This is a genomic window from Saccharothrix stipae, assembly GCF_054781895.1.
In genome coordinates this window covers 440,256-464,483 of the sequence record NZ_BAAGTN010000001.1, presented here as the reverse complement: position 1 = coordinate 464,483, position 24,228 = coordinate 440,256, and the positions used below count along the sequence as shown (strand labels likewise).

The window sequence follows — 24,228 nt, the reverse complement described above, 5'->3', positions numbered from 1 at the left end:
CCCCATTCGGGTTGTTGCCGACCATTTCCCATTCCGCCGGACGCGGCCTTCCGACAATGGGTCGATGGCACCTGCATTCGGTCCGCCCCCGCGCAAGGTGGTCAACACCGTGACCGGCCCGGTGTCGGGGAGCCTGGTCCAGGCCGGTCACATCGAGGGCGGGGTGCACCACCACCACGGCGGCACCCGCCACGTCATCGAGGAGTTCCCCGCACCCGGCCCGCCCGATCCGGGGTGGTTGATGGCCCAGCCCAGCCGCCTGCTGGACGCCCGCAGCCAGGTCGTGGACTTCATCGGCCGGGAACCGGAACTGGGGCGGCTGGCGCGGTGGCGTGACGACACGGGCGCACGGCTGTCGGTGCTGCTGCTGCACGGCCCCGGCGGTCAGGGCAAGACCCGGCTGGCCGCGGAGTTCGCCGAACGGTCCCGCGGCCCCGAACTGCCCGCGGACCGGCGGTGGCGGGTGTTGCGGGCACGTCCGCACGGCGGCGGCCCGGAAGCGGCACCGGAGGTGACGGGCGGGGCCGGGATCCTGCTGGTCGTCGACTACGCCGACCGCTGGGCGTACACGGAACTGGAACGGCTGTTCGCCGACGACCTCTTCCGGCGGCCGGACCCGGTCCGGGTGCTGCTGATCGGCCGCACCGTCCGCTGGTACGTGGCGATCCGCGGCGCGCTGGCGGAACGGCGGGCCGCCACCGCCGACTTCCCGTTGCCCCGCCTGGACGACGACCGGTTCCCGATGTTCGCCGCCGCACGCGACCGCTACGCCCGAGCCGACCTGTACGACCTGGCCGACGCCGCCGACCTGCTGCCCGCCGGCCCGCTCGACCACCCGGACTTCGGCTTGGCGCTGACCCTGCACATGGCTGCGCTGGCCACGGTGGACGCCCACGCCCGCGGGCGCCGCGCCCCCGGCGAACCGCACGAGCTGTCGGCCTACCTGCTCGACCGCGAGCACCTGGCGTGGCAGCGGCTGTTCGACGCCGGCCGACAGGGCCAGGACTACCGCAGCCGGCCCGGCCTGATGGCCAAGGCGGTGTTCATCGCCACGCTGACCGGTGCGGTCGACCACGACACCGGCGTCGCGGCCCTGCGGACCGCGGACCTGCCCGCCCACCCGCAGGACCTGCTTCAGGACCACCGCTTCTGCTACCCGCCCACCGACCGCGAGCTGGTCCTCGAACCCCTGTACCCGGACCGGCTCGCCGAGGACTTCCTGGCCCTGCTCGTGCCCGGCCACGACATCAGCGGCTACGACCCCGACCCGTGGGCGACCGGGATCGCGGCCGGCCTGCTCGCCGACGGCGGGCCGCTGCGGACCACGATCGCGCCCCACGCGCTGCCCGTGCTGGCGGCGGCCTCCGACCGGTGGCCCCACCTGCGGGAACGTGTGCTGCGGCCGTTGGTGGCGGCCGACCCGGCCGTGGCGCTGGACGGGGGGAGCGCCGCCCTGGCCGCCCTGGCCGGCGTCGAACAGCTCGACCACGCCGTGCTGGAGGCGGTCGACCAGGTGATCGAGGCACGCGTGGGCTTCCGGCGGCACGTGGACCTCGACGTCGGGATCGCCGCGCTCACCGAACGCCTGGTCGTGCACCTCGTCGAGACCGATGCCACGCTCTCCGGGAACGAGGTGTTCGAGACCGTCGAGTGGTTGCAGACGGCCTGCCTGCGGTTGACCAACGCCGGTCGGCTCGAACGGGCGCTGTTCACCGCTCGACTCGCCGTGGACCTGACTCGCGCCGCGGCCGAGCACGCGCCGGGCGAACTCGGGCACTACCTGGCGAACGCCCTGAACACGCTGTCGCGGCGACTGTCGGACCTCGGCCGGCACGAGGAGGCCCTGGCCACGAGCGAGGAGGCGGTGGCCATCCTCCGGGAACCCGGCGTCGACCTGCTCGACCCCGCCAACTACCGGCACGTGCTGGCCACCGCGCTGGGCAACCTCGACACGCACCGGTCGAACCTCGGCCGGGACGGCGATTCGCCGGAGTTACCGGAGGAGGTCACCGGCCTGTTCCGGCGGTTCGTCGCGGACGGCGAGGAGGCCTACCGGTCGGAGCTCGCCAGGTCGCTGGTCAACCTGGGGGTCGGGTTGACCAGGCGCGGCCGGCGTGCGGAGGCGTTCAGGTCGATGGAGGAAGGCATCGGCCTCTGGCGCGAAGTCGTGCGCGACGACCCTTCCCGGCACTCGCCCGAGCTGGCCCGCGCGCTGGACACCTACGGCACGGCGCTCATGGCGGACGGCCAGTGGGCGCGGGCGCTCGCGCCGGTGGAGGAGTCCGTGACCGGACGGCGCCGGCTCGCCGAGATCAACCCGGCCGCGTTCCTGCCCGACCTGGCCGACTCCCTGGTCCAACTCGGCCGGACGCTGCTCGCACTCGGTCGGGAGGACGACGCGCTGACGGCGGGGGAGGAGGCCGTCGGCATCTACCGCCGGCTCGCCGAGACCGGGCGCGCCGCCCACGTCAGGAACCTCGCGTGGTCACTGCACCACGTGGCCGTCGGGCGGATCGCGCGGGAACAGTGGGCGCAGGCACTGGCGTCCGCCGAGGAAGTGGTGGACCTGTTCCGCCACCTCGCCGGCACCGACTCGGACGGCGGCCCGGACTCGGATCGGTCGCACCTGGCCACGGCCCTGCTCAACCTCGGTGTGGTCCGGTTCCGCCGGGGCGAGATCGACCAGGCGGTGCAGGCCGTCGCGGAAGCCGTGACCGTCCTGCGGCGGTTGAGCCGCACCGATCCCGCCGTCCACCTGGCCGACCTCGCCAGGGCGCTGGCCAGGCTGGGCTCCTACCTGTCCGGGCTCGACCGGCCGCGGGACGCGCTGGAGGCGGTCGAGGAGGTCGTGGCCATCCGGCGACACCTGGCCGTCACCGATCACGACGGCGTGCTGCCGGACCTCGCGGAGTCGCTGGACCAGCTCGGTGAGGTGCTGGCCGGACTGGGCCGGGACGAGGAGGCGTTGCCGGTGGTCGCGGAGGCGGTCGCGGTTCGCCGCCGGCTCGGCCGGGACGACCTCGACGTCAACGCGTTCATCGCGTCGTTGACGCGCCTCGGCGTCGGCATCCTGGGTGCCGACCCGGACCGTCGGGCGGAGGCGGGGGAGTGCTTCGAGGAAGCCCTCACGGTGTGCGTCCGGCTCGCCTCCGACGAGCCGGACGCAGGTCTGCTCGGGGTGCTGAGGGTCCTGCGCGACCTGCTCGCCACGGTCGGTCGCACCGAGTCAGCGACGACGGCCACCGAAACCGTCGTCGCCCTCCTGCGCCGGCTCACCGAGGACGACCCGGGCACCTACCTGCCGGAACTCGTGCCGTGGCTGCACGAGCTGAGCGTCGAGCTGGCCGACCTCGGCCGCACCGAGCAGGCCGTGGACGTCGACGGGGAACTCGTGGCCGTCCACCGGCGCCGTGCCGCGGTCGATCCCGACACCGAGCTGCCGCTGCTGGCCGCGACGTTGAACAACCTCGCCGCGGGTCTGTCGAGCCTGCGTCGGCCGGAGGCCGCGCTGGCGGCCAACGCCGAGGCCACCGACCTGCTCCGCCTGCTGGCCCGCACCGACCCGGACCTCCACCTGCCGGACCTCGCGATCGCGTTGAGCAACCACGGTCGTGGTCTCGGCGCGCTGGGCCGGCACCGGGAAGCGGTGGCGGTGACCCGGGAGCTGGTGGCACTCCTGCACCGCCTGACCGGAACCGACCCCGCCTACCTGCCCAGGCTCGCCATGGCCTTGGACGACCTCGCGGACGAGCTCGCCGGGGTGGGCGAGGTCGACCAGGCGTTGGCCGCCTCGCGGGACGCGGTCGAGGTGTTCGGCCGGCTCGCCGAGGACGACTTCGGAGCCCACCTGCCCGACCTCGCGGCGGTGGTGCGCCGCAGCGGCGAGCGGAAGTTCGACCTGGGTCTGGCGGCCGACGCGATCACCGACGCCGAGAGCGCCGCTTCCCTGTACTACCTGCTCGCCACGACCCGGCCGGACGGCGACGCCTTCCGGCCGGGCCTGGAGATGGCGTTGACGGTCCTGCGCGAGTCCCTGTCGACGTTGTTCACGGGACCCGGTGCCGTGTCCGACACCGAGCAGTTGGTCGGCGTCTACCTCGACCACGACCACCGCGACGCTCCCCGGGTCGCGCTCGCCGGTGCGCTGAGGACGTACGCCGACGCGCGCCTCGCGGCGGGGGTGGAGCCGCGGCAGGCCTTCGCCGCGGCACGCCAGGCGGTGGTCATCTTCCGGCAGCTCGCCCGGACCGTGCCGGGTGCGTTCACCGTCGATCTCCACGCGGCCGCGCACACCCTCCGGGCCGCGGCCCCGACCCCGTCGTACTTCCGCCACGGGGCGGGCACCGTCCGGTTGGACCGGCTCGCGGACGGCGCTCTGCTCGCGCAGCGGCTGAACCTCACGACCGGCGCGTTCGAGCCTGCCCCGCTCGACGTGGTCGACGAGGTGCTGTCGGCGGACGGCGAGGACGTGGCCGAGCTCAGTCCCGCCGACTTCGTCCTGGCGACCGACGCGGCCCGCGCACGTGACCCGCGTGGCGACGGGCCGCCGGCGGGTCGGGCCACCCCGTGACCGCTCCTAGCGCGACTGGAGGGCGTCGACCGCGACGGCTTGGGCGATCACCACGCGGCGGTCGACGTAGGGGTCGGCGATCTGGATCAGGTAGTGGTCGCGCACCCAGGTCTTCTTGTCCACGCTGAACACCGGCACGCCGTCGCGGACGAAGTCGAAGTGGTAGCGGAACGGGAACGGGACGTTGTTGACGAACGGCAGGAAGCCCCACACGCGGCGCAGGATCGCGATGCCCGCGTTGCGCTCGCTACCGGTGGCCGTCGGCGCGCCCGGCTGGTCGAGGTGCCAGGTGGAGTTGGTCAGCGACTTGCCGAAGTCCTTGCGGAACCGCCCGATGGGCTGCCCGTTGCCCTCGGTCACGTCGTAGCCGCTGCCGAGGTCGATCACCTTGCGCGCGCGGAAGCCCGCGAGCACCTGGTTCTTGCCGGCGTCGGTGTAGATGGTCACCTGCTCCTTGAAGGCCATCCGCTTCTGCTCGACGAAGGCCACGAGCGGACCCGGCTCACCGCCGTTGTCGGCGAAGACCTCGTAGCGGTTCACCATCAAGGTGACCTTCTGGTGCATGTGCAGCACGTTCGTCGCCTGCGTGAGCATCGTCGTCCCCCTGGGTCCGGTGGGACCGCAGTGTCCCACCCGATCGGGTGAAGATCACCACTGGGATCATCCGCTGTCGGACTCCGACCACGACCTCGACGGCAGGTCGGGGCCCCGGGTGCGCCCGACCTGCCGCCGCGGCCCGGTCGATCAGGCGGCCTGCGCCCTGGTGTAGAGGTTCTGGGCGTCGGCGCCGAAGTAGGGGCCGAACATCCAGTTCGGGAACAGGTTGATCTTGTAGCTGTTCACGGAGTTGATCGTGCCGGTGCCGGTGGCCTCGGAGAACGCTCGGAACCACGGGCCGCCGCTGGAGCCGCCGGTCATGTTGCACGTCATGCCGATGCCGTTGCTGAGGAAGGCGTTGAACGTCCGCCCGCTGCAGTAGATGAGCCTAGTGCCGTCGTACGGCGCGGCCGCGGGGTAGCCGAAGGCGTAGGTGTTGTCGGCCCGCGGCAGGTTGAACGCGATGCCCTGCGCACCGACGACGTCGGTGAGGGAACGGCCGTTCAGCTGGCCGACGACGATGGCGCCGATGTCGTAGTTGATGTCCTCACTGGCGTCCCACTGCGGGGTGGCCAGGGTGGAACGGGCGTTCCACGTGCCGTAGGGGGCGTTCCCGTTGTCGTAGGCCGGCACGAACGCCACGTTGGTGTGGTACGCGCCGTCGAGCTTGACGCAGTGGCCGGCCGTGATGACCGTGCTCTTGTTCGCGCTGGTGACGGCGTTGCCGCTGCACGAGGCGTTGCGGCCCTGGTAGGTGAAGAACACGCGACCCGCGGTCGCCACGACGGCGCCGCCGCCGGTCCACGCGCTGCCGCCGTTGGGGAAGGCCATCGGCGCGATGGTGGTGGGCTCGCCGGTCGGGACGGTGACGCGCGGTGCGAAGGGCGAGGCGGTGCGGATGTCCAGCGGAACGGCGGCGCGCATCCGGTCCGGTGTCCAGTACGTTCCGGGTGCGTCCGCCTGTGCCGCCGGGGCGACGGTGATCAGGGACAACGCCAGCGCGCTCGCCAGGGTGAGCAGTCTTGTCACAGCACGGTTCATGATCTTCCACCTTTCGTGGGTCGATCAATGGCAGGGGACCGTGAGGTGAAAGTTACTCAGCGCAACGCACGACCGTTTCCGGCGAACGGGTGAGAAATCTTCGCGTCCGGCGGGCGCTCAGCCTCGTCCGGCGGGCGACACGACTCGGGCCACGGTCCGCGCAGACCGGTGGCGAACTCGGCCGTGGACGGCCGTCGCTCGGGGTCCAAGCTCAGCGACCGCTCGATCAACCGCCGCCACGCGCTCAGGCCCGCCCCGGTCAGCCCGTCGGCGACGTACAGCGACGGGCTGTGGAACGGGTCGACCTCGCCGGGCATGGTCGTGCCGCGGGGCGTCCGGTACTTGCGCACCTCGCCGACGCTCTCCCCGCCGAGGACCTGCACCGCCATCACCGCCGGCGGGTAGACGTCGGCGGCGGGGTGGACCTGTTCACCCCGGACCTGTTCCGGCGCACCGGCCTCGACGTCGAACGAGTCGATCAACGTGACGCCGGACTTCAGCAGCAGCACGTTGTCCGGCTTGATGTCGCCGTGCACGAGACCGCGCGAGTGCAGGTCCACCGGGCACTCGTCGACGCCGTCCAGCACCAGGCGGGTGTTCGGCAGCGACCCGATGACGCTCTCGCACCGGAACGGCCGCCACTCGACCACCTGGCTCCCGCTCCAGCCGACCGGTGCAGCGGTTGAGCCGCTCGATCGGCCCGCCCTGCAGTCCACCGGTGGGCGGAACGGCTTCCTGGCCGTCGACCCGGAGACGGGCACGACCGGCGGACCGGCGGACCCGGCCGTGGCGAACCCTCCGGTCCGCCGGCGGTTTGTGGTCGGCGGGGACGGGGCACCTCATGGTGTCCGGAGCCCCGACCGGAGGGTGTGGCGTGTCGCTTCCTGTCAGTGACGAGCTGTTGGCCGGCCGGTACGAGCTGGCCGGGACGCTGGGTGTCGGCGGGATGGCCGAGGTGCGGCACGGGTGGGACACCGTGCTGCGGCGGGCCGTCGCGGTGAAGGTGTTCCACCCCACCGCGGACGTCGACGCGGGCAGGCGCTTCGACAACGAGGCGCGCACGCTGGCCCGGCTGTCGCACCCCGGTCTGGTCTCCGTGTACGACGCGGGGAGCAGCGGCAACACCGCGTTCGTGGTGCTCCAGTTGGTCGAGGGCCGCACGTTGCGCGCCCGGATCGCGGACGGGCCGTTGTCGGTGGCGGAGGTGCGGGTGTTGGGCGCGCGGTTGGCCGACGCGTTGGCCTACGTGCACGAGCAGGACGTGGTGCACCGCGACGTGAAGCCGTCCAACATCCTGCTTGACGGCGACGAAACGCCCTACCTGGCCGACTTCGGGCTGGCGCACCTGGCCGGCAGCACCCGGTTCACCCGCACCGACCAGCTGGTGGGCACGGCGGCCTACCTGTCACCGGAACAGGTCCGCGGCGGCGAGATCGGCCCGCCCTCCGACGTCTACTCGCTCGGGTTGGTGCTGCTGGAGTGCCTGACCGGCCGCCGTGAGTACCCCGGCGGTGACGTCGAGTCCGCGGTCGCCCGGCTGCACCGGCCGCCGGCCGTGCCCGACGAGCTCCCCGCCGACCTGGTGCGCCTGCTGTCGTTGATGACCTCCCTGTCGGTCCGTCGCCGACCGACCGCCCGCGACTGCGCCCACGTGCTGCGGACCGGTGAACTGCCCGTCGGCGACGACGAGGAACCGACCCTCGTCGCCGTGCCCCGGCCGCGCCGGGAACCGCCGGTCAAGGCGCTCGCCGCCGCGGCGGTCGGGCTGGTCGGCGCGCTCGGGATAGCCTGGGCGGTGTCCGGCGGTTCCGCCCCGGCCACGTCCGACCAGACCTCGACGCCGGCCGTCGTCCAGGGCACGTCCGCGACGCCGACGCCGAGCCCTTCCGCCCAGGCCGCGACCAGCGTGGCGACCACGACCGCCGCGGTCGTCGCGGAGGAGCAGCCCGCGGGCGAGGAGAGACCGGCGCCCGGCCCGGCCAAGTCCGGCAAGGGGAAGGACAAGGCGGGCAAGGGCAAACCCTGAGCCGGCCGGCCCCGGTCCGCTCGCGCGTGGAACCCTGTGGCCTTGATCCGCGTCGGTCCTGCAGTGGCGGCGTGGCGGACCCGGGGGAGTCATGGCGGAGGCGTTCGGGCCTTATCGTGTCGGTGAGCTGTTGGGGCGCGGGGGCATGGGCGAGGTGCACCGGGCCTACGACACGGCGCACGACCGCGTGGTGGCGTTGAAGCGGCTCTCCGCCGTGCACAACGACGACGAGGACTTCCGCGCCCGGTTCCGGCGTGAGTCGCGGATCGCGGCACGGCTGCGTGAGCCCCACGTCATCCCGATCCACGCCTTCGGTGAGATCGACGGCCGGCTCTACCTGGACATGCGGTTGGTGGAGGGGCGGGACCTGGCGGCGGTCGTCGAGGACGGTCCGCTGGACCCGGCGCGGGCCGTGCGGATCATCGCCCAGGTCGCCGGGGCGCTCGACGCCGCGCACGCCGACGACCTGGTGCACCGGGACGTGAAGCCGTCGAACATCCTGGTCACCCCGGACGACTTCGTGTACCTGGTGGACTTCGGGATCGCGCGCAGCCTGCTGCCCGCCGGGACGCACCTGACCGCGTCCGGCGCGGTGATCGGGACGCTGGACTACATGGCGCCCGAGCGGTTCGGGGACGGGCACGCAGACGGCCGCGCCGACGTCTACGCCCTGGCCTGCGTGCTCCACGCGTGCGTCACCGGCAACCGCCCGTTCGAGGCGGAGAGCGCCGCGGCCCTGCTCTGGGCGCACATCCAGCAACCGCCACCCGCCGCCTCGGCTGCCAACCCCACCGTGCCGCGCGAGCTGGACGACGTGATCCGGCGCGGGATGGCCAAGGACCCGGCCGAACGCTTCCCGACCGCCGGAGCACTGGCGACCGCCGCGGCACAAGCCCTCACCGCCTCATCCTCCCCACCCACGCCCGCCCCACCCACGCCCGTGCCGACGGCCGGCCCGGTGGCGCCATCCGGCTCGAACCCGGCGACCGGCTCGAACCCGGCAACCGGCCCGAATCCGGCGACCGGCCCGAATCCAGTGACCGGCCCAGGCCACGCGGTCGGTTCGCGGCCCGGCATCGGTCCGCAGACCGGCGTCGGCTCGAATCCCGGGATCAGCTCGATTCCTGTGGTCGGCGCGGGTCCTGGAAGCCGTCCGAACCCCGCGATCGGCCCCGCGCCCGCACCGGCCCGGACGGCCAACCCGGCGCCTCTGATCAACTCGGGTCCCGTGGGCAACCCCGGCTCGATGGCGAGCCCCCCGGCACCGGCCAAGGCACCGTCCGGCCGCAAGGTCCCGGTCGCGCCGATCGTCGCCGGTGCGGTGGCGGTGGTGCTCGTCGCGGTGGTGTTGGTCTGGTCGACGGACTTGGTGGGCAAGGGCCTGCTCGCGGGCTCGGCCACCGGGACCACCTCCACCGGGACGCCGAGCGTGAGCACGACCTCGTCCACCACCTCGACGTCCCCGACCACATCGACTGCTCCGACCACCACCACGACTCCGTCCGCCGCCGTCGACGAGCAAGCCACCGTCCTGCTCGGCCGGCTGCCGCAGGTCTACCGGGGCAACCCGACCTGCGCGCCGACCCCGTCGAGCGGCGCGGGTGCCGTGGCCACGGTCACGTGCACCAAGGCGAACCAGGAGCACTTCCGCTTCCCACCCCCGGACCAGGCCGTGTTCCACCTGTTCACCGACCGGGCGGCGCAGGACGCGCACTTCCTGGCCGTGGTCGGGGCCAACGGGATCCCGAGGGACGACCAGTACGGCGGCTGCCGGCCCTTGACCCGGCCCGCGCACTACGCCCTGTACTACCGCAGCGTCAGCGGCCCGGTGCCCGGCGAGTACACGACCTGCTTCGTCGCCGACGACGTCGGCCAGCTGTGGTGGGTCGACACCGGCACGTCGACCACGGGCCTGCTGCGGTCGTCGTCGGCGCTCGACCCGGACCGGCTCGACCAGCTCGGCTACTGGTGGAACACGATGATCCTCACCCGGATGTCCTGAGCTCGGCGAGCTTGCGCGCCAGCACGGCCCGTTCACGCTCGTTGCCGCACAACCGCACGGCGTGCTCCAGCTCGGTGCGCGCCTCCTCGGCTCGCCCCGACCGGATGAGCAGCTCCCCGCGCACGCTGGGCAGCAGGTAGGAGTTCGCGAACGCGTCCGAACCCGCCAGGCCGTCCACGATCGCCAGCGCCGCGGCCGGCCCGCGGGCCATCGACACCGCCACGGCCCGGTTGAGGTCGACCACCGGCGACGGCGCGAGCCGCCCGAGCGCCTCGTACAGCAGCACGATGCGCTCCCAGTCCGTCTCCCGCACCGACGACGCGACCGCGTGGCACTCGGCGATGGCCGCTTGCAGCCCGTAGGCGCCCAGACCCCGGCCGACCTTCTCGGCACGGGCCAGCGCCGCACGCCCCCGGCGGATCGCGGCCAGGTCCCACCGGCGGCGGTCCTGGTGCTCCAGCAGCACGGGCTCGCCGTCCGGCCCGGTGCGGGCGGGGAAGCGAGCCGCCGTCAGTTCGAGCAACGCCAGCAGGCCGTGCACCTCGGGCTGGTCCGGCACCAGCCGGGCCAGCACGCGGGCGAGGCGCTGCGCCTCGCCCGCGAGGTCGAACCGGATCAGGTCGTCACCGGAGCTGGCCGTCGACCCCTCGGTGAAGATCACGTAGATCACGTTCAGCACCGAACCGAGCCGCGCGGTCCGCTCCTCGGCCGTCGGCACCGCGAACGGCACCCGGGCCGCGCCCAGCGTCTTCTTCGCCCGCGTGATCCGGGCCTGCACGGTCGCCGTCGGCACCAGGCACGCCTTCGCGATCTCGTCGCTGGTCAGACCGCCGACCACGCGCAGCGTCAACGCCACCCTCGCCTCCCGCGACAGCACGGGGTGGCAGGAGACGAACATCAGCGCCAGCACGTCGTCGTCGATGCGGTCCGGATCCCACAGCACGTCGCCGCCGTCCCGCGCCGGGTCGGCGGGTCCGCCGCCCGAGACGGCGCCGCCCTCGCCCAGCTCGTGCGCCAGGGCGGCGTACCTCTCGTCCAGGGCGGAACGCCGGCGGAACGCGTCGATCGCGCGCCGCCGGCCGACGGTGAGCAACCACGCCGCGGGGTTGCGGGGCACGCCGTCGCGCGGCCAGGTGACCAGCGCCTCGGCCAGCGCTTCCTGCGCCAGGTCCTCGGCCAGCGCGAAGTCGCCGGTGTAGCGCGCGAGCGCACCGACGATCCGCGCCGACTCGATCCGCCAGACGGCGGCGACGGCCCCGCGACCGGTGGGATCGGTCCGGGTCGCCCCGCTCAGAGCTGACCGGTCGCTTCCCGCCACGCCCGCTCCTTCTGGATCCACTCGTTGTCCTGCGGGAACTCGTCGATCGTGGTGACCCGGCGGATCTCGGTCTTGAAGCCGGGGCCGCTGATCGGGGACCGCTTGGCCCACTCGACGGCCTCCTCCTTCGAGGCCACGTTGAGGATGTAGAACCCGTTGAACAGCTCCTTGGTCTCGCCGTACGGGCCGTCGGTGACCACCGGCGGCTCGGAGGAGTAGTCCACGACCACGCCCTCGGCGGCGTCGTCGAGCCCTTCCGCGGCGACCAGCACGCCGGCCCTGATCAGCTCCTCGTTGTACTTCCCGATCGTCTCCAGCATCTCGTTGAAGTCGATCTCCCCCATGCTCGCGAAGGCCTCGTCACTGGCGCGCATGATCAGCATGTACTTCATGGTTCCGTCTCCCTGACGTGGTCCGGGCCCCTCTCGGGCCCCTCTCGCCCCTAGGTCGAACGGGCCGAGCCGTGGATCGACAAGCCCGTCGAACTTTTTTCCGCGAGAGCGCGGGCAGCCTACTTCGAGGAGGTCGTGGGCGCGCCCGGGTGGCGAAGAGAACCAGCGCCACCAGCGCGGACGCCGCGGGCGACGCCCGGGTGACCGAGCCGTCGTCCGCGGCGCAGCGGCGATCACCACACCGATGGTTCCGACGGCCGAGCAGCACCAGACCGCCGCAGACCAGGGCGCAGGCCGCCACCACGTGGCAAGCTAGAGTTGCCGGTTTGGCAAGCTGGAGCGGTGGACGACGATCTGGACAGCGTGTTGACCGCAGTGGGGCCGCGGCTGCGGGCGCTGCGCCGCGCACGTGGCGCCACGCTCGCGGACCTGGCCGAGGCCACGGGCATCTCCGAGAGCACCCTGTCCCGGCTGGAGAGCGGCCTGCGGCGGCCGAACCTGGAATTGCTGCTGCCCCTGGCGCGAGCGCACGGCGTGCCGCTCGACGAACTGGTCGGCGCACCGCCCACCGGCGACCCGCGCGTGCACATCCGCCCGATCCGCCGCCACGGCATGACGCTCATGCCGCTGAGCCGCCGCCCCGGTGGCACGCAGGCGTTCAAGCTGATCATCCCGGGCGCCCCGCCCGGCGCCGAGCCCGAGCCGAAGACCCACGAGGGCCAGGAGTGGCTCTACGTCCTCAACGGACGGCTGCGGCTCGTGCTCGGCGAGCAGGACCTCGTGCTCGTCCCCGGCGAGGTGGCCGAGTTCGACACCCGCGTCCCGCACTGGCTGGGCGCCGCCGACACGGCGCCCGTCGAGGTGCTGGTCCTGTTCGGGCCTCAAGGCGAACGGGTCCACGTGCGCGCCCGGACCTGAGCGGGTCGGTCGCGACCGACCAGCGGGCGGAACCCGCCCGCGCCGCACGGGAAGCCCGCCGGTGTGCCCCTCACCTCGCTGTGACGGGCACACCGGCGCGCGTCATGGGGTCCGGCAGGAGACCGTCGGTGCGGCCCACTGGCCGTTGGCCATCACGGTGAAGCCGAACGTGGTGCTCGCACCGGCGGCGAGGTTGCCGTTGCCGTTGGGCTTCATGGTCATCACGGTGCCGCTGGAGTCCCAGCTCGGCGTGCCGCTCCAGGTCGCCGACACCCGCTGCGGGGAGGTGACCGTGACGGTGGCGGTCCAGCTGGTGATCGCCGACGAACCGGCCCTGATCGTCACCTCGCCGTTGAACCGGTCACCCCACTGCTGGCTCGTGCGGTAGCTCGCGGTGCAGGCGCCGGTGCCCGGCTGGGGCGTGGTGGTCGTGGTCGTCGGACCGGTGGTGGGCGGGGTGTCCGTCGGTGCGACCGCCCGACCGGTCGCCGGCGAGATCATGCCCGCGCACAAGCCGCGGCTCGCCAGGTTGGCGGCGATCTGCGGTACGGCGTTGATCGTCGTCTGGTAGCCGTCGTGCATCAGGATCACGCCACCGCTCTGGAGCGTCGACGCGGCCTGCACGATCTGGGCGGTGCTCGCGCCGTTCCAGTCCTGCGAGTCGACGTTCCACAGCACCTCGGTGAGGCCGAACTGCGCCTCGACCGCCTTGAGCGTGCTGTTGGTCTCGCCGTAGGGCGGGCGGAACAGCTTGGGCGCGACGCCCGTCGCCGACTGGATGGCCTGCTGGGTCTGGGAGATCTCCGAGGTCATCTGGGCCTGGCTGAGCTGCGTCATGTGCGGGTGCGACCAGCTGTGGTTCTCCACCCACATGCCGGCGTCGCGCTGGCTGCGGGTGAGGGCCTGGTTCGCCTGGACGTTGTTGCCCTGGTTGAAGAACGTCGCCCGCAACCCGGCCGACCGCAACGCGTTGAGCAGCGCGGTGGTGGTGTTCGCCTTGGGACCGTCGTCGTAGGTCAGCGCCACGTAACCGTTGGTGCAGTTGGCGTTGTTCGGCGGGGTGGTGGTCGTCGTGGTCGGGCCGGTGGTGGGTGCGGCGTTGAGGGCGTTGAGGGTGGAGGTGTAGGCGGCTTTCTTGTTGCCGGAGCCGTCGAAGAGCAGTGGGGTGCCGGAGGCGCGCCAGGAGTCGGTGTCGCGGATGCCCCAGACGGTGATGCCGGTGCAGCGGGTGACGGCGAGGCAGGCTTGGACGACGCCTTGGTATTGCTGGGCCTGGGTGTTGCCGGAGCCTTCGATGTCCAGTTCGGTGATCTGGACGTCGACGCCGAGGTTGGCGAAGTTCTGCAGGGTGGTGTGGTAGTTCGACGGAACCGGGTTGCCGCTGTTGAAGTGGGCCTGGAAGCCGACGCAGTCGATGGGGACGCCGCGGGACTTGAAGTCCTGGACCATGCGGTAGACGCCCTGGGTCTTGGCGTGCGACCAGTTGTCGGTGTTGTAGTCGTTGTAGCAGAGCTTCGCGTTGGGGTCGGCCGCCCGCGCCGCGCGGAAGGCGGCTTCGATCCAGTCGTTGCCGGTGCGTTGGAGGTTGGAGTCGCGGCGTCCGCCGCCGCTGCCGTCGGCGTAGGCCTCGTTGACGACGTCCCAGGCGTAGATCTTGCCGCGGTAGTAGGTCGCGACCTGGGTGACGTGGTTCAACATCGCGTTGCGCAATGCCGTGCCGGACATGTTCTGCATCCAGCCGGGTTGCTGGGAGTGCCAGGCCAGGGCGTGGCCGCGGACGCGTTTGCCCTGGTTGCGGGCCTGGTTGACGATGCGGTCGGCGTTGCCGTAGCTGAACTGGCCCTGGTTGGGTTCGGTGGCGTCCATCTTCATCTCGTTCTCGGCCGTGACCATGTCGAACTCACGGTTGAGAATCCCGACGTAGGTGGAGTCACCCAGTTTGCTCGCGGCGACCGCGGTGCCGAAGTACCGCCCGCTCTCCGCGGCGGACGCGCCCAACGTGGTGCCGGCGCTGGCCACGCTCGGCAGCACGACGGCCAGCGCGCCGAGCAACCCGACCGCACCGGCCAGGGCCGCGACGCGTCGCCGCCGCCCCTCTCGTGCCACCGGCCTGCCGGCAGCGGTGACAGCAGTTCTGGACATCACTTCCTCCAAGGGTCGAACCGCGGGCAGCCGGACCGAAAGTTGCGATACAGCCGTTTGACGATTTCGAAAACTAAGGCCGATGATCGTGAGAGTCAAGGATTGAAGTTCACCTATAGAGACGCATGAATGCAGGTAGAGCCGTAGGTAGGACTGATCGCACTACCTTCTGCGGCTTACGAAAGTATCGGACTCTGCCGCCGGCGAACGCAGGTCAGGTGTCACCAGGCGGAGCGGGCCGGGGTGATCGGCGGCTGAACCGACCGGACGGGTGCCCCTCCACGAGGTGTGGCGGCATCACACACGGGCGCGGCGGCAAGAGTGGGGCGGTCCACCAGCGACGAAGGGTCGCCCGGGCTCTTAGCGTCGGCGTATCGCACGTGACCGCCATCACTCAACGTGGAGGATGCGCATGTCGGATCGTCGCTCTGCCCGGACCGTGCGCGGTCCCGCCGCGACACTCGTCGCCGTGCTGGCCGTGGTGGTGATCGCCGCGATCCACCTGGTCTCCTCGCCGCCCCCGGCCGCCGCGGCGACCCTGCGGGAGGTCACCGGGTTCGGGTCGAACCCGGGCAACCTGCAGATGTTCCGCTACGTCCCCGACGGGTTGCCCGCCGGTCGCCCGGTTGTGGTCGCCCTGCACGGCTGCACGCAGAACGCCACCGGGTACGGCCCGAGCACCGGGTGGTTCCAGCTCGCCGACCGCTGGCGGTTCACCGTGGTGGTGCCGCAGCAGAAGTCCCAGAACAACGCCAACTCCTGCTTCAACTGGTTCGAGCCGGGGGACACCCGCCGCGGCTCCGGCGAGGCCCTGTCCATCAAGCAGATGGTGGACAAGGCCAAAACGGACCACGGCGGCACGTCCGCCTACGTCAGCGGGTTGTCCGCGGGTGGCGCGATGGCCGCCGTCATGCTCGCCACCTACCCGGACGTGTTCTCCGGCGGCGGTGTGGTCGCCGGGCTGCCCTACCAGTGCGCCACCACGGTGGCCGCCGCGTTCGGCTGCATGAACCCCGGCACGAACCTCACGCCCGCCCAGTGGGGCGACAAGGTCCGCGCGGCGTTCCCCCACTCCGGTCCGCGGCCGAAGGTGTCCATCTGGCACGGTTCCGCCGACACCACGGTCCGGCCGCTCAACGGCACCGAGTTGGTCGAGCAGTGGACCAACGTCAACGGCACCGACCAGGTCCCCGACGTGAGCGACACGGTCGCCGGTCACCCGCACCGGGTCTACGGCGGCACGGTCGAGCACTACTCGATCACCGGCATGAACCACGGCCAACCCGTCGACCCCGGCACCGGGACCACCCAGTGCGGCGGCACGGCCGCGTACATGCTCGACGTCGACATCTGCACCGCCTACCACCTGGCCCGCTTCTGGGGCCTCGACGGCGGCGGCACCACCCCGACCACGACCAGTGGCGGCAACCCCACCACGACGACCCCTCGGCCGCCCTACACCGAGACGGTCACCGGCACCGCCACGGACCACTACGTGGCCCAGCGTGTCGACGTCGGCGAGTACAACACCCTGGGCGCGCGCTACGGCTACAACACGTCCTTCCCGCTCTACCGGTGCGGTGCGGAGTGGACGGACAAGGCCGACTGCTCGGCGATCTGACCGCCCCCGTCGGGACAGCGGGTGCGACCTCGGGCCCGATCGGGGTGGTGGGATCGCGACCTATCCGTGCCGCGATCCCACCACCGCGCCACGATCGCGACGACGCCGCGAGGGGCGTCGTCGCGATCGTCACCAGCGGTCGGAGGTGGCGATCCGCACCAACTGCTCGACGGTCAGCGGCGGCTGGGCGCCGAGCAGGGCGCCGCTGCCCTTCGGCGACTGCCGGTTGCTCACGTGCATGCCGAACACCAGGCCGTCGGGGCGGATGAGCTTGACCTGGTTGGTGACGCCGGAGCCCTCCAGCGCGACCTGGCTCGTGGCCAGGGACGAGCCGTCGGGCAGGTCGCGCACGGTGCAGCCGGGCTCCTCGGGCAGGTCGCACTGCGCCTTGTCGCCGACCCTGCCCGGGTACATCAGCAGGTCGAACCCGCCGGTCACACCGGTCGCGGTGAGCGTGCCGACGATCGCCGCGCCGACCTGCGTGGTCGGCTTGGGCCCGAGGTCGGTCGGCGCACCGGTGGGCGGGCCTTCGGGCAGGGTCATCACCGACGCGCCGGGGCCGGTCTCGGTCACGACGAACGTCGCCAGGTCGCCCAGCACGGCCCGGAACCGCTCCGCCAGCACCTCGGGGTTCTCGTGGGCGGGAGGCGGCGGCGTGGACGTGGTGGTGACGGGCGGCGCGGTCGAGGACGCGCCGGGCTGGGCGGTCCGCGTGACCGGGTCGTCGCCGGGCACGAGCAGCACCGCGCCGGTCGCCACACCGGCCACCACGGCCGCCGCGAGGGCGATCGGCACCAGTCGGGTGCGCGATCGGGACGCGTCGGCACGCGTGCCCGGCGCGATGCCGGGCGGCAGGCCGGCGGTGGCCGCGTCCGCGCGCCGTTCCAGCTCGTCGAACGCGTCGTGGAGCGTGCGCAGGTCGGTCATCTCGTCTCCTGGTAGGTGTGGGGATTGGCGGTCAGGTCGACGCGGAGGGTCGCCAGCGCCCGGGAGATCTGGCTGCGCACCGTCGTCACCCGGCAGCCCAGCTCGGCGGCGATCTCGGCGTCGGGCAGCCCGGCGTAGTAGCGCAGGACCACCGCCGCGCGCTGCCGCCGGGGCAGCCGCGCCAGGCGGCGGATCATCGCGTCCCGGCTCGCCCGCTCGTCGGCGCCGTCGCCGATCCGCGCCACGTCCGGCTCGACCTCGGCCCGGGGCGACGTGCGGGCCAGCCGCCGTCGCCAGGACAGGTACTCGTTGACGACCATCCGCCGGACGTAGGCGTGCGGCTCGGCCATCACCGAGATCCGGTCCCACCGCTCGAAGGCGCGGCCGAGCACGTCGCTGACGATGTCCTCGGCCAGCCAGGTCCGGCAGGTCAGCACCGTGGCGAACCGCATCAGCGCCGGTCGCTGCCCGACCACGTACTCACCGAACTCCATCGGCTCTCTCCCGATCGGCCACTTGGCTTGTGATCACGCCCCTCAACGGGGAACCCGGCCGATCTGTTGCACGCCGTCGGGAAAAAGTCCCCATCCGACCGTCCCGGCACGTCCGGCGAGCATCCCCGTGCGGTTCGGGTGAATCCACCGAACGGGCGATAACCACACCCTGCAGTGGATCTTGCACGTACGGTGGGTGATTATGAGGGCCTGACACGTGCGACGTGTCGCACCCCGAGGCGATCTGACCCCTGGCACGAATGGCGAGCCACCATGACGTTTGTCGCGAGCAACCTGCTGCCGCCGTCGACCGGCTCCGCGGAGGCCCCCGAGGTCCCGCTCGGCTCGGCCGCCGAGGACCTGGTGCCGGTGGCCGACGTCGGCGCCGGCCGCGGGCCGCGGTGGCTCGACGAGTGGCTGGCCGCGAACCTCACGCTGGTGATGTCGTGGCGCCGCACCCTGCACGCGAACCCCGAGCCGATGCGCCAGGAGTTCCGCACCACGGCGATGATCGTGGAGATCCTGGGCTCGCTCGGCCTGCGGCCACGCGTGCTGCCCTCCGGGACGGGCGTGATCTGCGAGGTGGGCAGCGGGCCGCGCGGGGTCGCCCTGCGCGCCGACATCGACGCGCTGACCGTGGCCGAGGGCACCGGCGAGCCGTTCGCGTCCCGCGTGCCCGGCGTCTCCCACGCGTGCGGCCACGACGTGCACACCGCGATCCTGCTCGGCGCGGCGGCGGCGCTGGCCTCCGCGCCGGAACTGCCCGGCCGGGTGCGGCTGCTGTTCCAGCCCGCGGAGGAGGAGCCGGGCGGCGCGCACGACGTGATCGAGGCGGGCGGGGTCCAGGGCGTGGAGCGGGTCTACGGCCTGCACTGCGACCCGAAGGTGCTCGTCGGCCGGATCGGGACCAGGGTCGGACCCGTCACGTCGGCGTGCGACATGCTCGAACTGCGCGTGACGGGGTCCGGTGCGGGCAGGCGCAACGAGCTCAGCGCCGACGTGGTGCACGCGCTCGGCGTGGTGGCGACCGGGCTGCCCGCGATGCTGGCCCGCCGGGTCGACCCCCGCTCCGGGACGGTGCTGGCGTGGGGCCTGATGGACGCGCCGGACACGCCGCAGGGCACGCCCCGCGAAGGCGTCCTGCGCGGCACCCTGCGCACCGGTGACCCGGTGGTCAACGGCCAGTTGCCCGCGCTGGTGGAGGAGATCGTCGGCTCGTTGCTGGGACCGACGGGCGTGCGGTTCGAACTCGACCACGTCCAGGCCGTGCCGGTGGTCGACAACGACCCGGACAGCACCGCCGTGCTCCAGGCCGCGATCACCACCGCGCTCGGGCCGCAGGCCCTCACGTCGACCAGCCAGTCCAGCGGCGGCGAGGACTTCGGCTGGTACCTGCGGCACGTGCCCGGCTCGTACGCGCGCCTGGGCGTCTGGTCGGGCGAGGGACCCCAGGGCGACATCCACCAGCCGACGTTCCACGTCGACGAACGCGCGTTGCCGGTGGGGGTGCGCACGATGGCGCAGGTGGCGCTCAGCGCGCTGACCTCGCCCGCCCCGACCCTCACCAGCGCGCCGTGAACTCGTACCAGGGGCCGTCGATCGGTTCGAACGTGTAGCCCTCGCCGCCCGCGACGACGTCCACCGGCGCCCGGTCCGGGCAGTGGGCGAATCCCGTCGCGTCGAGGAAGCCCGCGTCGGCGACCTTGAGCACGGTGCACCCGCCGGCCCCCTCGACGTTCGCCCACGAGACCGTGAACAACCCGACCCGACGGTCCCCCACCGACCGGTCCGGGGCCGCCTCCACGTCCGCGAGCACGGCTTCGAGCCCCGACCGGTGCGCGGCGAACGCGGCGCGCGGTACCACGCCGGTGTCGACCACCACCTCCGTCGTCACCACCAACGCGGGCACCACCAGGTACGGCCACAGCCCGGCGAGGTGGCGCAGCCGCGGTGGTGGCAGCACCACCACCGCGGCCGCGCCCGTGCACAACCACACGAACCCCACCGCGACCCAGCACAGCAGCGCGAAGACGGACGTGGTGAAGTAGCCGCCGGGCGGCACGTGCGACCACAGCGTGAGCATTACCGGTACGGCCGCCGCGATCACGGTCCACCACGGAGACCACCGACGCGTCACGCGTTCGAGCATCGAACCCCCCTCGTCCGCTCAGGGGGACGTTCCGCGCAGGCCCCGGTTCCACTGTCGAGGTAGTCCTTGAACTGCACGGTCACCGCGTGCGCGTCCGACGGCCAGTTCGGCACCGCGATCGTGCGCGTCCGACCGCCCGTGCCGCGCGCGGTCTGGGTGACGCGGATCGTGCCGGCCGCGTCGGCCCGGGCGGGCAGGTAGCTGTCGACCGCGGTCAGGAACGGCAGCGTGGCGAACGGCGGCAGCACGACACCCGGCGTGGACGTCAGGTCGCAGTGGTCGTCGAACGCGAACGCGGCCAGCACCTGGCGCGACTTCGGCGAGACGGCCGGTGCGAGGACGTCGACGCCGTTGAGCTCCAGCCGGTCGCCGTCGGGTTGGTCCGACCACCACTCGCGGTTGCGGACGACCGTGAGCGCGGTGTGGGTCGGGCACCGGTCGACGTTGTCGGTGATCCCGCCCGGGCGCGACACCGGCAACCGCACGAAGCGGTCGCCGCGCTCGAACGGCTCGAAGTAGGAGTGGTGGGGCAGCTGACCGTCGCGCAGCACCACCAGCTCGTAGTGCGCGCGACCGTTGACGGGCAGCGGGCCGAACGCGCCGTCCGCGCCGGTCCGGACGCTGTGCCTGGGTCCGCCGACCCGCGCGCCGGTGCGGCTGTCGAGCTCCCAGACCTGCACCACGCCCTCGACGCCCGCGTTCTGCGGGTAGTACGTCGCCCGACCCGCGATCCGGACCAGGGCGGGCGGCTCGGGCACCACGCGGGTGGTCCACGCGGGCCGGCCGCGCAGGAACCGGTGCATGTGCGCGAACCCGTCGGCGGACGTGGTGGTTTCGGTGTGGCCCAACGTGGTGAGGTAGACGTTGGTCGCGCCGGTGATGGAGCCGTTGGGTTGCAGGCCGCCCCACAGCGCGAGCGTCGGCACGCCGCCGGGTGGCGCGGCGCTGGACCGCCCGTCGACGTTGACGTACTTGCGGACCGACGCGGCGCGGTCGGGTGCGGCCAGGTAGGCGTGCATGACCGTCGTGCCGCGCGAGTGGGCGATGACGTCCACTCGGGACGCGCCGGTTCGGGCCTTCACGGTGGAGATGAAGGCTTCCAGGCCGGCGATGGCGTGGTCGTTGGTCGGGATGCTGGTGTCGTACTCGTAGGCGTGCAGCGAGGCGTCGGGGTAGCCGTTGCCGGAGAACCGCTTGGCGTTGGACTGCCACTGCTGTGCCGAGCCCTGCTGGCCGTGCACGAAGACGACCGGGGTGGGCACGTCGGCGCGGGCGGGCGCCGCGGCGGCGGTCGACACCAGGGCGGCGATCAACGCCACCAGGGGGATCCTCATCGCGTGCCTCCGACGGCGTCCGCCAGGTTCTGCCGCGCGTCGGCGGGCAGCAGGTAGCCGGCGTGCACGTTGGCCACGTCGGTGGTGACCACCCGCTGCACGTAGTCGCCGCGTTGCGGGTAGAGGCGGGCCAACGTCGCCGCGTCGAACGGCACGTGCGTGCCGAACAGCCGGCAGAACGTCTCGCCGGAGTTGTCGCCGGTGTTCAACGCCCGCGGTGCGGCGACCTGTGACAGCCGGATGCCGCCCAGGGCGAGTCCCAGCCCGTCGCGCTTCTTGGTGATGCCGTCGGCCTCGAACTCCAGCGGTCGGGCGGTCGGCGGCGGTGTGCCGCGCTCGACCCACCGGCGCAGGTGGTCGTAGGACGCGGCGGTGACGTGGTGCATCGGGATCCGGCTGAACGGCGGCCGGTCGCAGTCGTACCGGGGCGCGCCGCCGAGGTCGCGTTCGGAGATCGGCGCCCGGTAGACCTGGCCCTCGTGGCCGGAGTGCGCGGCGCCCGCGACCTCCCAGCGGCGGAACCGGTCGGTGTCGGCCGGGCGCTGAGCGGTCCGCACGTCGGTCTCCGACAGCACCTGGAAGACGGGTTCCGCGCCGACCCGGGTCGGCGCGGTGCCGACGATGAAGCCGTAACCGTCGAACACGGGCTGTTGCTGCGGCAGGACGCGGTCGTACAGCACGGTCATCCGGGCGGCGGACTGGGACGCGCCGATGGCCAGCAACGTCCTGGCCCGCAGTCCGCCCGTGACCGCACCCGAGGCGATCGCGCGGCCCGCCTGGGTGAACACGTCGTAGGACAGCTCGTCGGCGGTGAACCGGCCGCCGCCGGTCACGTCCAGGGTGCCGTACCTGGCCGGGCTCCAGGTCTTGAGCTGGTCGACCCCCACCCGCTGCGCGGACACGCCGACCCACGCGTGACCGGCGCGGACGACGGACTCGGCGTTCCACAGGGCGTCCAGGTCGTACCCGGCGGTGACGTTCTGCCACTCGACCAGCGTCGTGCCGGTGAACTCCCGGGCGTGCGCGGGGCGGCGCACGACGACCCGGGTCGTGTACGGCACGCCGGTGGCGACCTTCGTGCCGTCGGGGGCGAAGCCGTCGGCCGTGCCGGAGAGGTGGAACTCCTCTTCGACGTAGCCGGCGGCGGCGAGGTCGTCGGGCGTGGCGAAGAACGGGTAGGTGTCCTCGATCCGGTCGGCCAACCGGTCGCCCGGCACGGTCCCGGGCAGCGGGCCGACCACGCGCGGCACCGGAGCGGCGGGTGCGGCGGAGGCGGGCGCGGACATCGGGAGGAGCAGACCGAGCACGGCCGCGGCCAGACCGAGGCGACGCCAGGGGGAAGGGGACATACCGGCTCCCACAGCGATGGGGGATGGGGGATCATCGCCGACCGTAGCCGGCCGCGCACGGCGCGCACCAGCACGCGGCCCGATCGTGAGACCGCTGTCGCAGCAGGGCTGCCGGGTCGCGGCGGTCGGTGGACCCGGAGCCTCAGCGGTGCTGGAGCAGGACCGTTCGGGCGGCCGTCTCGGCCAGGTCGGGGTCCAGCGGTGCGCCGGTGAGGAGTTCCGCGTAGAGCGCCGACTCCACGATCCGCACGTACAGGAAAGCCACCTGGTCCAAGGCGGCGGTCGACCACGGCCCGCCGTCGACTTCGAGCAGGATCTCCTTCTGCGCCGACACCGCCCGCCGGTGCACCCCACCGGACGCGTTGAACAGCACCCGCACCGCCGTCTCCGGCTCACCGCGCAGGAACGCCCGGAACGGCCCGGCCGCGCGCAGCTCCGCGACGAACCGCCGCGTCACCTCCAGCACGCCCTCGACCCCGCCGTTCGTGCGCTCCTGCCGCGCACGGGCCAACGACCGGTCGGCCAGCACCCACAGCACGTCGCCGAGCAGCCCGTCCCGGCTGTGCACGACCCGGTACAGCGTGGCCCGGCTGATGGCGAGGCTCGTCGCCAACGCGTCCATGTCCACCCGGCCGTGCCGAAGGAAGAACCGGCAGGCGCCGCGCAGCACCTGGTCCTGGCTCACGACCCGCCGGGCCGAACCCACCGCTCGCCCTCGCTCCCGCCGGCGCGCCCGTCCGGCCACCCCCGCATCATCGCGCCGACCCCGTCCCTCCGCGAGAGCCGTACCGGTGTGTGCGCCAGGTCACTCGTCCTCGCCGGGACGCTGCGAGCCCGTGGTCGAGGTTTACTTCGCGGACGAGGCCGGTTCCTGGAACAGCACGGGCGGCGCGTCGCCGGCCGGACGCGGTGACGTCGACTCCGGTCGGGGCGCCCACTCCTCGACGACGACCGGCTCCAGCTCGACCGCGACGTCCTCGACCACCACGGTCTCCACCACCGGCGCGGCGGTGGCCTGCACGGCCAGCTGCTGCTGGACCTGACCGATCCACATCAACCACATGGCCTCGTCGCGGTGACCGCGGTACTCGGCCTTCAGGCCCGCCAACGCGCCGCGGACGCGGGCGGCGATGACGTTGTCCTCACGCACGGCGGACCAGACGGCGCGCGCGGCGGCGTCTCGGGCCTTGACCAGGAGGCGGACCTGGTCTGTCAACTCCGGTGCGGGCAGGCTTGCCCACGCCGCTGCGATTCTCTGTGCCTTGGTCACGGTGCCATCCTTGTCGAGCGGACGGCGCGCGGTGGCCGTGACGCGATGTTATCAACCTCTCGTTTTTCGAGGTCAGAC

The 24,228-nt window shown here is 72.8% G+C and carries 19 protein-coding genes and 1 pseudogene; 6 read left to right on the top strand and 14 right to left on the bottom strand.

Features of this window, described 5'->3' with window-relative positions; all coding sequences use genetic code 11:
* Nucleotides 1–64 precede the first annotated feature (64 nt).
* Nucleotides 65–4,570, top strand: coding sequence for a tetratricopeptide repeat protein (locus ACYVLT_RS01995; RefSeq protein ID WP_461118316.1), 4,506 nt, complete (start codon nt 65–67; stop codon nt 4,568–4,570).
* A gap of 6 nt (nt 4,571–4,576) precedes the next feature.
* Here the strand turns inward: ACYVLT_RS01995 and ACYVLT_RS01990 are convergent, their stop codons facing one another.
* From ACYVLT_RS01990 to ACYVLT_RS01980, 3 genes are all read right to left on the bottom strand, one after another.
* Nucleotides 4,577–5,164, bottom strand: coding sequence for an LURP-one-related/scramblase family protein (locus ACYVLT_RS01990; RefSeq protein WP_461118315.1), 588 nt, complete (start codon nt 5,162–5,164; stop codon nt 4,577–4,579).
* A 150-nt stretch (nt 5,165–5,314) separates the two neighbouring features.
* On the bottom strand, nt 5,315–6,208 hold the full coding sequence (locus ACYVLT_RS01985) for a trypsin-like serine peptidase (RefSeq protein ID WP_461118314.1): 894 nt from the start codon (nt 6,206–6,208) through the stop codon (nt 5,315–5,317).
* Between the two features lie 56 nt (nt 6,209–6,264).
* Entirely contained in the window at nt 6,265–6,858 is a 594-nt protein-coding gene (locus tag ACYVLT_RS01980) for a protein kinase family protein (RefSeq protein ID WP_461118313.1), read from the bottom strand.
* Between the two features lie 224 nt (nt 6,859–7,082).
* Here ACYVLT_RS01980 and ACYVLT_RS01975 point away from each other — a divergent pair, with 224 nt between their 5' ends.
* Together ACYVLT_RS01975 and ACYVLT_RS01970 are read left to right on the top strand one after the other, a co-directional pair.
* Nucleotides 7,083–8,234: a serine/threonine-protein kinase gene (locus tag ACYVLT_RS01975; protein ID WP_461118312.1), complete on the top strand. Its 1,152-nt coding sequence runs from the start codon at nt 7,083–7,085 to the stop codon at nt 8,232–8,234.
* Nucleotides 8,235–8,325: 91 nt separating this feature from the next.
* Nucleotides 8,326–10,236, top strand: coding sequence for a serine/threonine-protein kinase (locus ACYVLT_RS01970; RefSeq protein ID WP_461118311.1), 1,911 nt, complete (start codon nt 8,326–8,328; stop codon nt 10,234–10,236).
* On the opposite strand, the gene ACYVLT_RS01965 is transcribed toward ACYVLT_RS01970, so the two are convergent.
* Nucleotides 10,220–11,530, bottom strand: coding sequence for an RNA polymerase sigma factor (locus ACYVLT_RS01965; RefSeq protein ID WP_461118562.1), 1,311 nt, complete (start codon nt 11,528–11,530; stop codon nt 10,220–10,222). The genes ACYVLT_RS01970 and ACYVLT_RS01965 overlap by 17 nt on opposite strands.
* A complete protein-coding gene (locus ACYVLT_RS01960; protein ID WP_461118310.1) occupies nt 11,527–11,946 on the bottom strand; it encodes a YciI family protein in 420 nt (139 codons plus the stop codon). Before ACYVLT_RS01960 ends, ACYVLT_RS01965 begins: the two co-directional genes overlap by 4 nt.
* A gap of 342 nt (nt 11,947–12,288) precedes the next feature.
* Here ACYVLT_RS01960 and ACYVLT_RS01955 point away from each other — a divergent pair, with 342 nt between their 5' ends.
* Nucleotides 12,289–12,864 (top strand): helix-turn-helix domain-containing protein, encoded by a 576-nt coding sequence (locus ACYVLT_RS01955; RefSeq protein WP_461118309.1) that lies wholly within the window; start codon nt 12,289–12,291, stop codon nt 12,862–12,864.
* 102 nt (nt 12,865–12,966) lie between these two features.
* Here ACYVLT_RS01955 and ACYVLT_RS01950 read toward each other — a convergent pair whose 3' ends face one another.
* Together ACYVLT_RS01950 and ACYVLT_RS01945 are read right to left on the bottom strand one after the other, a co-directional pair.
* Complete coding sequence (locus ACYVLT_RS01950) at nt 12,967–13,614, bottom strand: cellulose binding domain-containing protein (protein ID WP_461118561.1); 648 nt, start codon at nt 13,612–13,614, stop codon at nt 12,967–12,969.
* Nucleotides 13,603–15,006, bottom strand: a pseudogene (locus tag ACYVLT_RS01945) (endo-1,4-beta-xylanase); the annotation flags it as partial. The pseudogene ACYVLT_RS01945 and the gene ACYVLT_RS01950, both read right to left, overlap by 12 nt.
* Nucleotides 15,007–15,418: 412 nt before the next feature.
* Between ACYVLT_RS01945 and ACYVLT_RS01940 the strand changes: the two are divergent.
* Complete coding sequence (locus ACYVLT_RS01940) at nt 15,419–16,627, top strand: extracellular catalytic domain type 1 short-chain-length polyhydroxyalkanoate depolymerase (protein ID WP_461118308.1); 1,209 nt, start codon at nt 15,419–15,421, stop codon at nt 16,625–16,627.
* A 129-nt stretch (nt 16,628–16,756) separates the two neighbouring features.
* Here the strand turns inward: ACYVLT_RS01940 and ACYVLT_RS01935 are convergent, their stop codons facing one another.
* Nucleotides 16,757–17,554, bottom strand: coding sequence for a hypothetical protein (locus ACYVLT_RS01935; protein ID WP_461118307.1), 798 nt, complete (start codon nt 17,552–17,554; stop codon nt 16,757–16,759).
* The gene (locus tag ACYVLT_RS01930) at nt 17,551–18,048 is read right to left on the bottom strand and encodes a SigE family RNA polymerase sigma factor (protein ID WP_461118306.1); all 498 of its coding nucleotides are present in this window, start codon (nt 18,046–18,048) and stop codon (nt 17,551–17,553) included. The genes ACYVLT_RS01935 and ACYVLT_RS01930 overlap by 4 nt, the downstream gene beginning before the upstream one ends.
* Nucleotides 18,049–18,321: 273 nt before the next feature.
* Here ACYVLT_RS01930 and ACYVLT_RS01925 point away from each other — a divergent pair, with 273 nt between their 5' ends.
* Nucleotides 18,322–19,626 (top strand): amidohydrolase, encoded by a 1,305-nt coding sequence (locus ACYVLT_RS01925; protein ID WP_461118305.1) that lies wholly within the window; start codon nt 18,322–18,324, stop codon nt 19,624–19,626.
* On the opposite strand, the gene ACYVLT_RS01920 is transcribed toward ACYVLT_RS01925, so the two are convergent.
* From ACYVLT_RS01920 to ACYVLT_RS01900, 5 genes are all read right to left on the bottom strand, one after another.
* On the bottom strand, nt 19,610–20,131 hold the full coding sequence (locus tag ACYVLT_RS01920; protein WP_461118304.1) for a hypothetical protein: 522 nt from the start codon (nt 20,129–20,131) through the stop codon (nt 19,610–19,612). The two genes, ACYVLT_RS01925 and ACYVLT_RS01920, sit on opposite strands and share 17 nt — an antisense overlap.
* A 50-nt stretch (nt 20,132–20,181) precedes the next feature.
* The gene (locus tag ACYVLT_RS01915) at nt 20,182–21,531 is read right to left on the bottom strand and encodes a hypothetical protein (RefSeq protein ID WP_461118303.1); all 1,350 of its coding nucleotides are present in this window, start codon (nt 21,529–21,531) and stop codon (nt 20,182–20,184) included.
* A complete protein-coding gene (locus ACYVLT_RS01910; RefSeq protein WP_461118302.1) occupies nt 21,528–22,880 on the bottom strand; it encodes an alpha/beta hydrolase domain-containing protein in 1,353 nt (450 codons plus the stop codon). The genes ACYVLT_RS01915 and ACYVLT_RS01910 overlap by 4 nt, the downstream gene beginning before the upstream one ends.
* A gap of 142 nt (nt 22,881–23,022) precedes the next feature.
* Nucleotides 23,023–23,586 (bottom strand): QsdR family transcriptional regulator, encoded by a 564-nt coding sequence (locus ACYVLT_RS01905; protein ID WP_461118301.1) that lies wholly within the window; start codon nt 23,584–23,586, stop codon nt 23,023–23,025.
* A gap of 141 nt (nt 23,587–23,727) precedes the next feature.
* A complete protein-coding gene (locus ACYVLT_RS01900; protein ID WP_461118300.1) occupies nt 23,728–24,150 on the bottom strand; it encodes a hypothetical protein in 423 nt (140 codons plus the stop codon).
* Nucleotides 24,151–24,228 lie beyond the last annotated feature (78 nt).

Excerpts from the sequence above, each read along its gene's own strand:
- ACYVLT_RS01930 (WP_461118306.1), bottom strand. The coding sequence starts at position 18,048 with ATGGAGTTCGGTGAGTACGTGGTCGGGCAGCGACCGGCGCTGATGCGG.
- ACYVLT_RS01920 (WP_461118304.1), bottom strand. The coding sequence starts at position 20,131 with ATGCTCACGCTGTGGTCGCACGTGCCGCCCGGCGGCTACTTCACCACG.
- ACYVLT_RS01990 (WP_461118315.1), bottom strand. The coding sequence starts at position 5,164 with ATGCTCACGCAGGCGACGAACGTGCTGCACATGCACCAGAAGGTCACC.
- ACYVLT_RS01995 (WP_461118316.1), top strand. The coding sequence starts at position 65 with ATGGCACCTGCATTCGGTCCGCCCCCGCGCAAGGTGGTCAACACCGTG.
- ACYVLT_RS01915 (WP_461118303.1), bottom strand. The coding sequence starts at position 21,531 with ATGAGGATCCCCCTGGTGGCGTTGATCGCCGCCCTGGTGTCGACCGCC.
- ACYVLT_RS01910 (WP_461118302.1), bottom strand. The coding sequence starts at position 22,880 with ATGTCCCCTTCCCCCTGGCGTCGCCTCGGTCTGGCCGCGGCCGTGCTC.
- ACYVLT_RS01935 (WP_461118307.1), bottom strand. The coding sequence starts at position 17,554 with ATGACCGACCTGCGCACGCTCCACGACGCGTTCGACGAGCTGGAACGG.
- ACYVLT_RS01925 (WP_461118305.1), top strand. The coding sequence starts at position 18,322 with ATGACGTTTGTCGCGAGCAACCTGCTGCCGCCGTCGACCGGCTCCGCG.
- ACYVLT_RS01960 (WP_461118310.1), bottom strand. The coding sequence starts at position 11,946 with ATGAAGTACATGCTGATCATGCGCGCCAGTGACGAGGCCTTCGCGAGC.
- ACYVLT_RS01970 (WP_461118311.1), top strand. The coding sequence starts at position 8,326 with ATGGCGGAGGCGTTCGGGCCTTATCGTGTCGGTGAGCTGTTGGGGCGC.
- ACYVLT_RS01985 (WP_461118314.1), bottom strand. The coding sequence starts at position 6,208 with ATGAACCGTGCTGTGACAAGACTGCTCACCCTGGCGAGCGCGCTGGCG.
- ACYVLT_RS01940 (WP_461118308.1), top strand. The coding sequence starts at position 15,419 with ATGTCGGATCGTCGCTCTGCCCGGACCGTGCGCGGTCCCGCCGCGACA.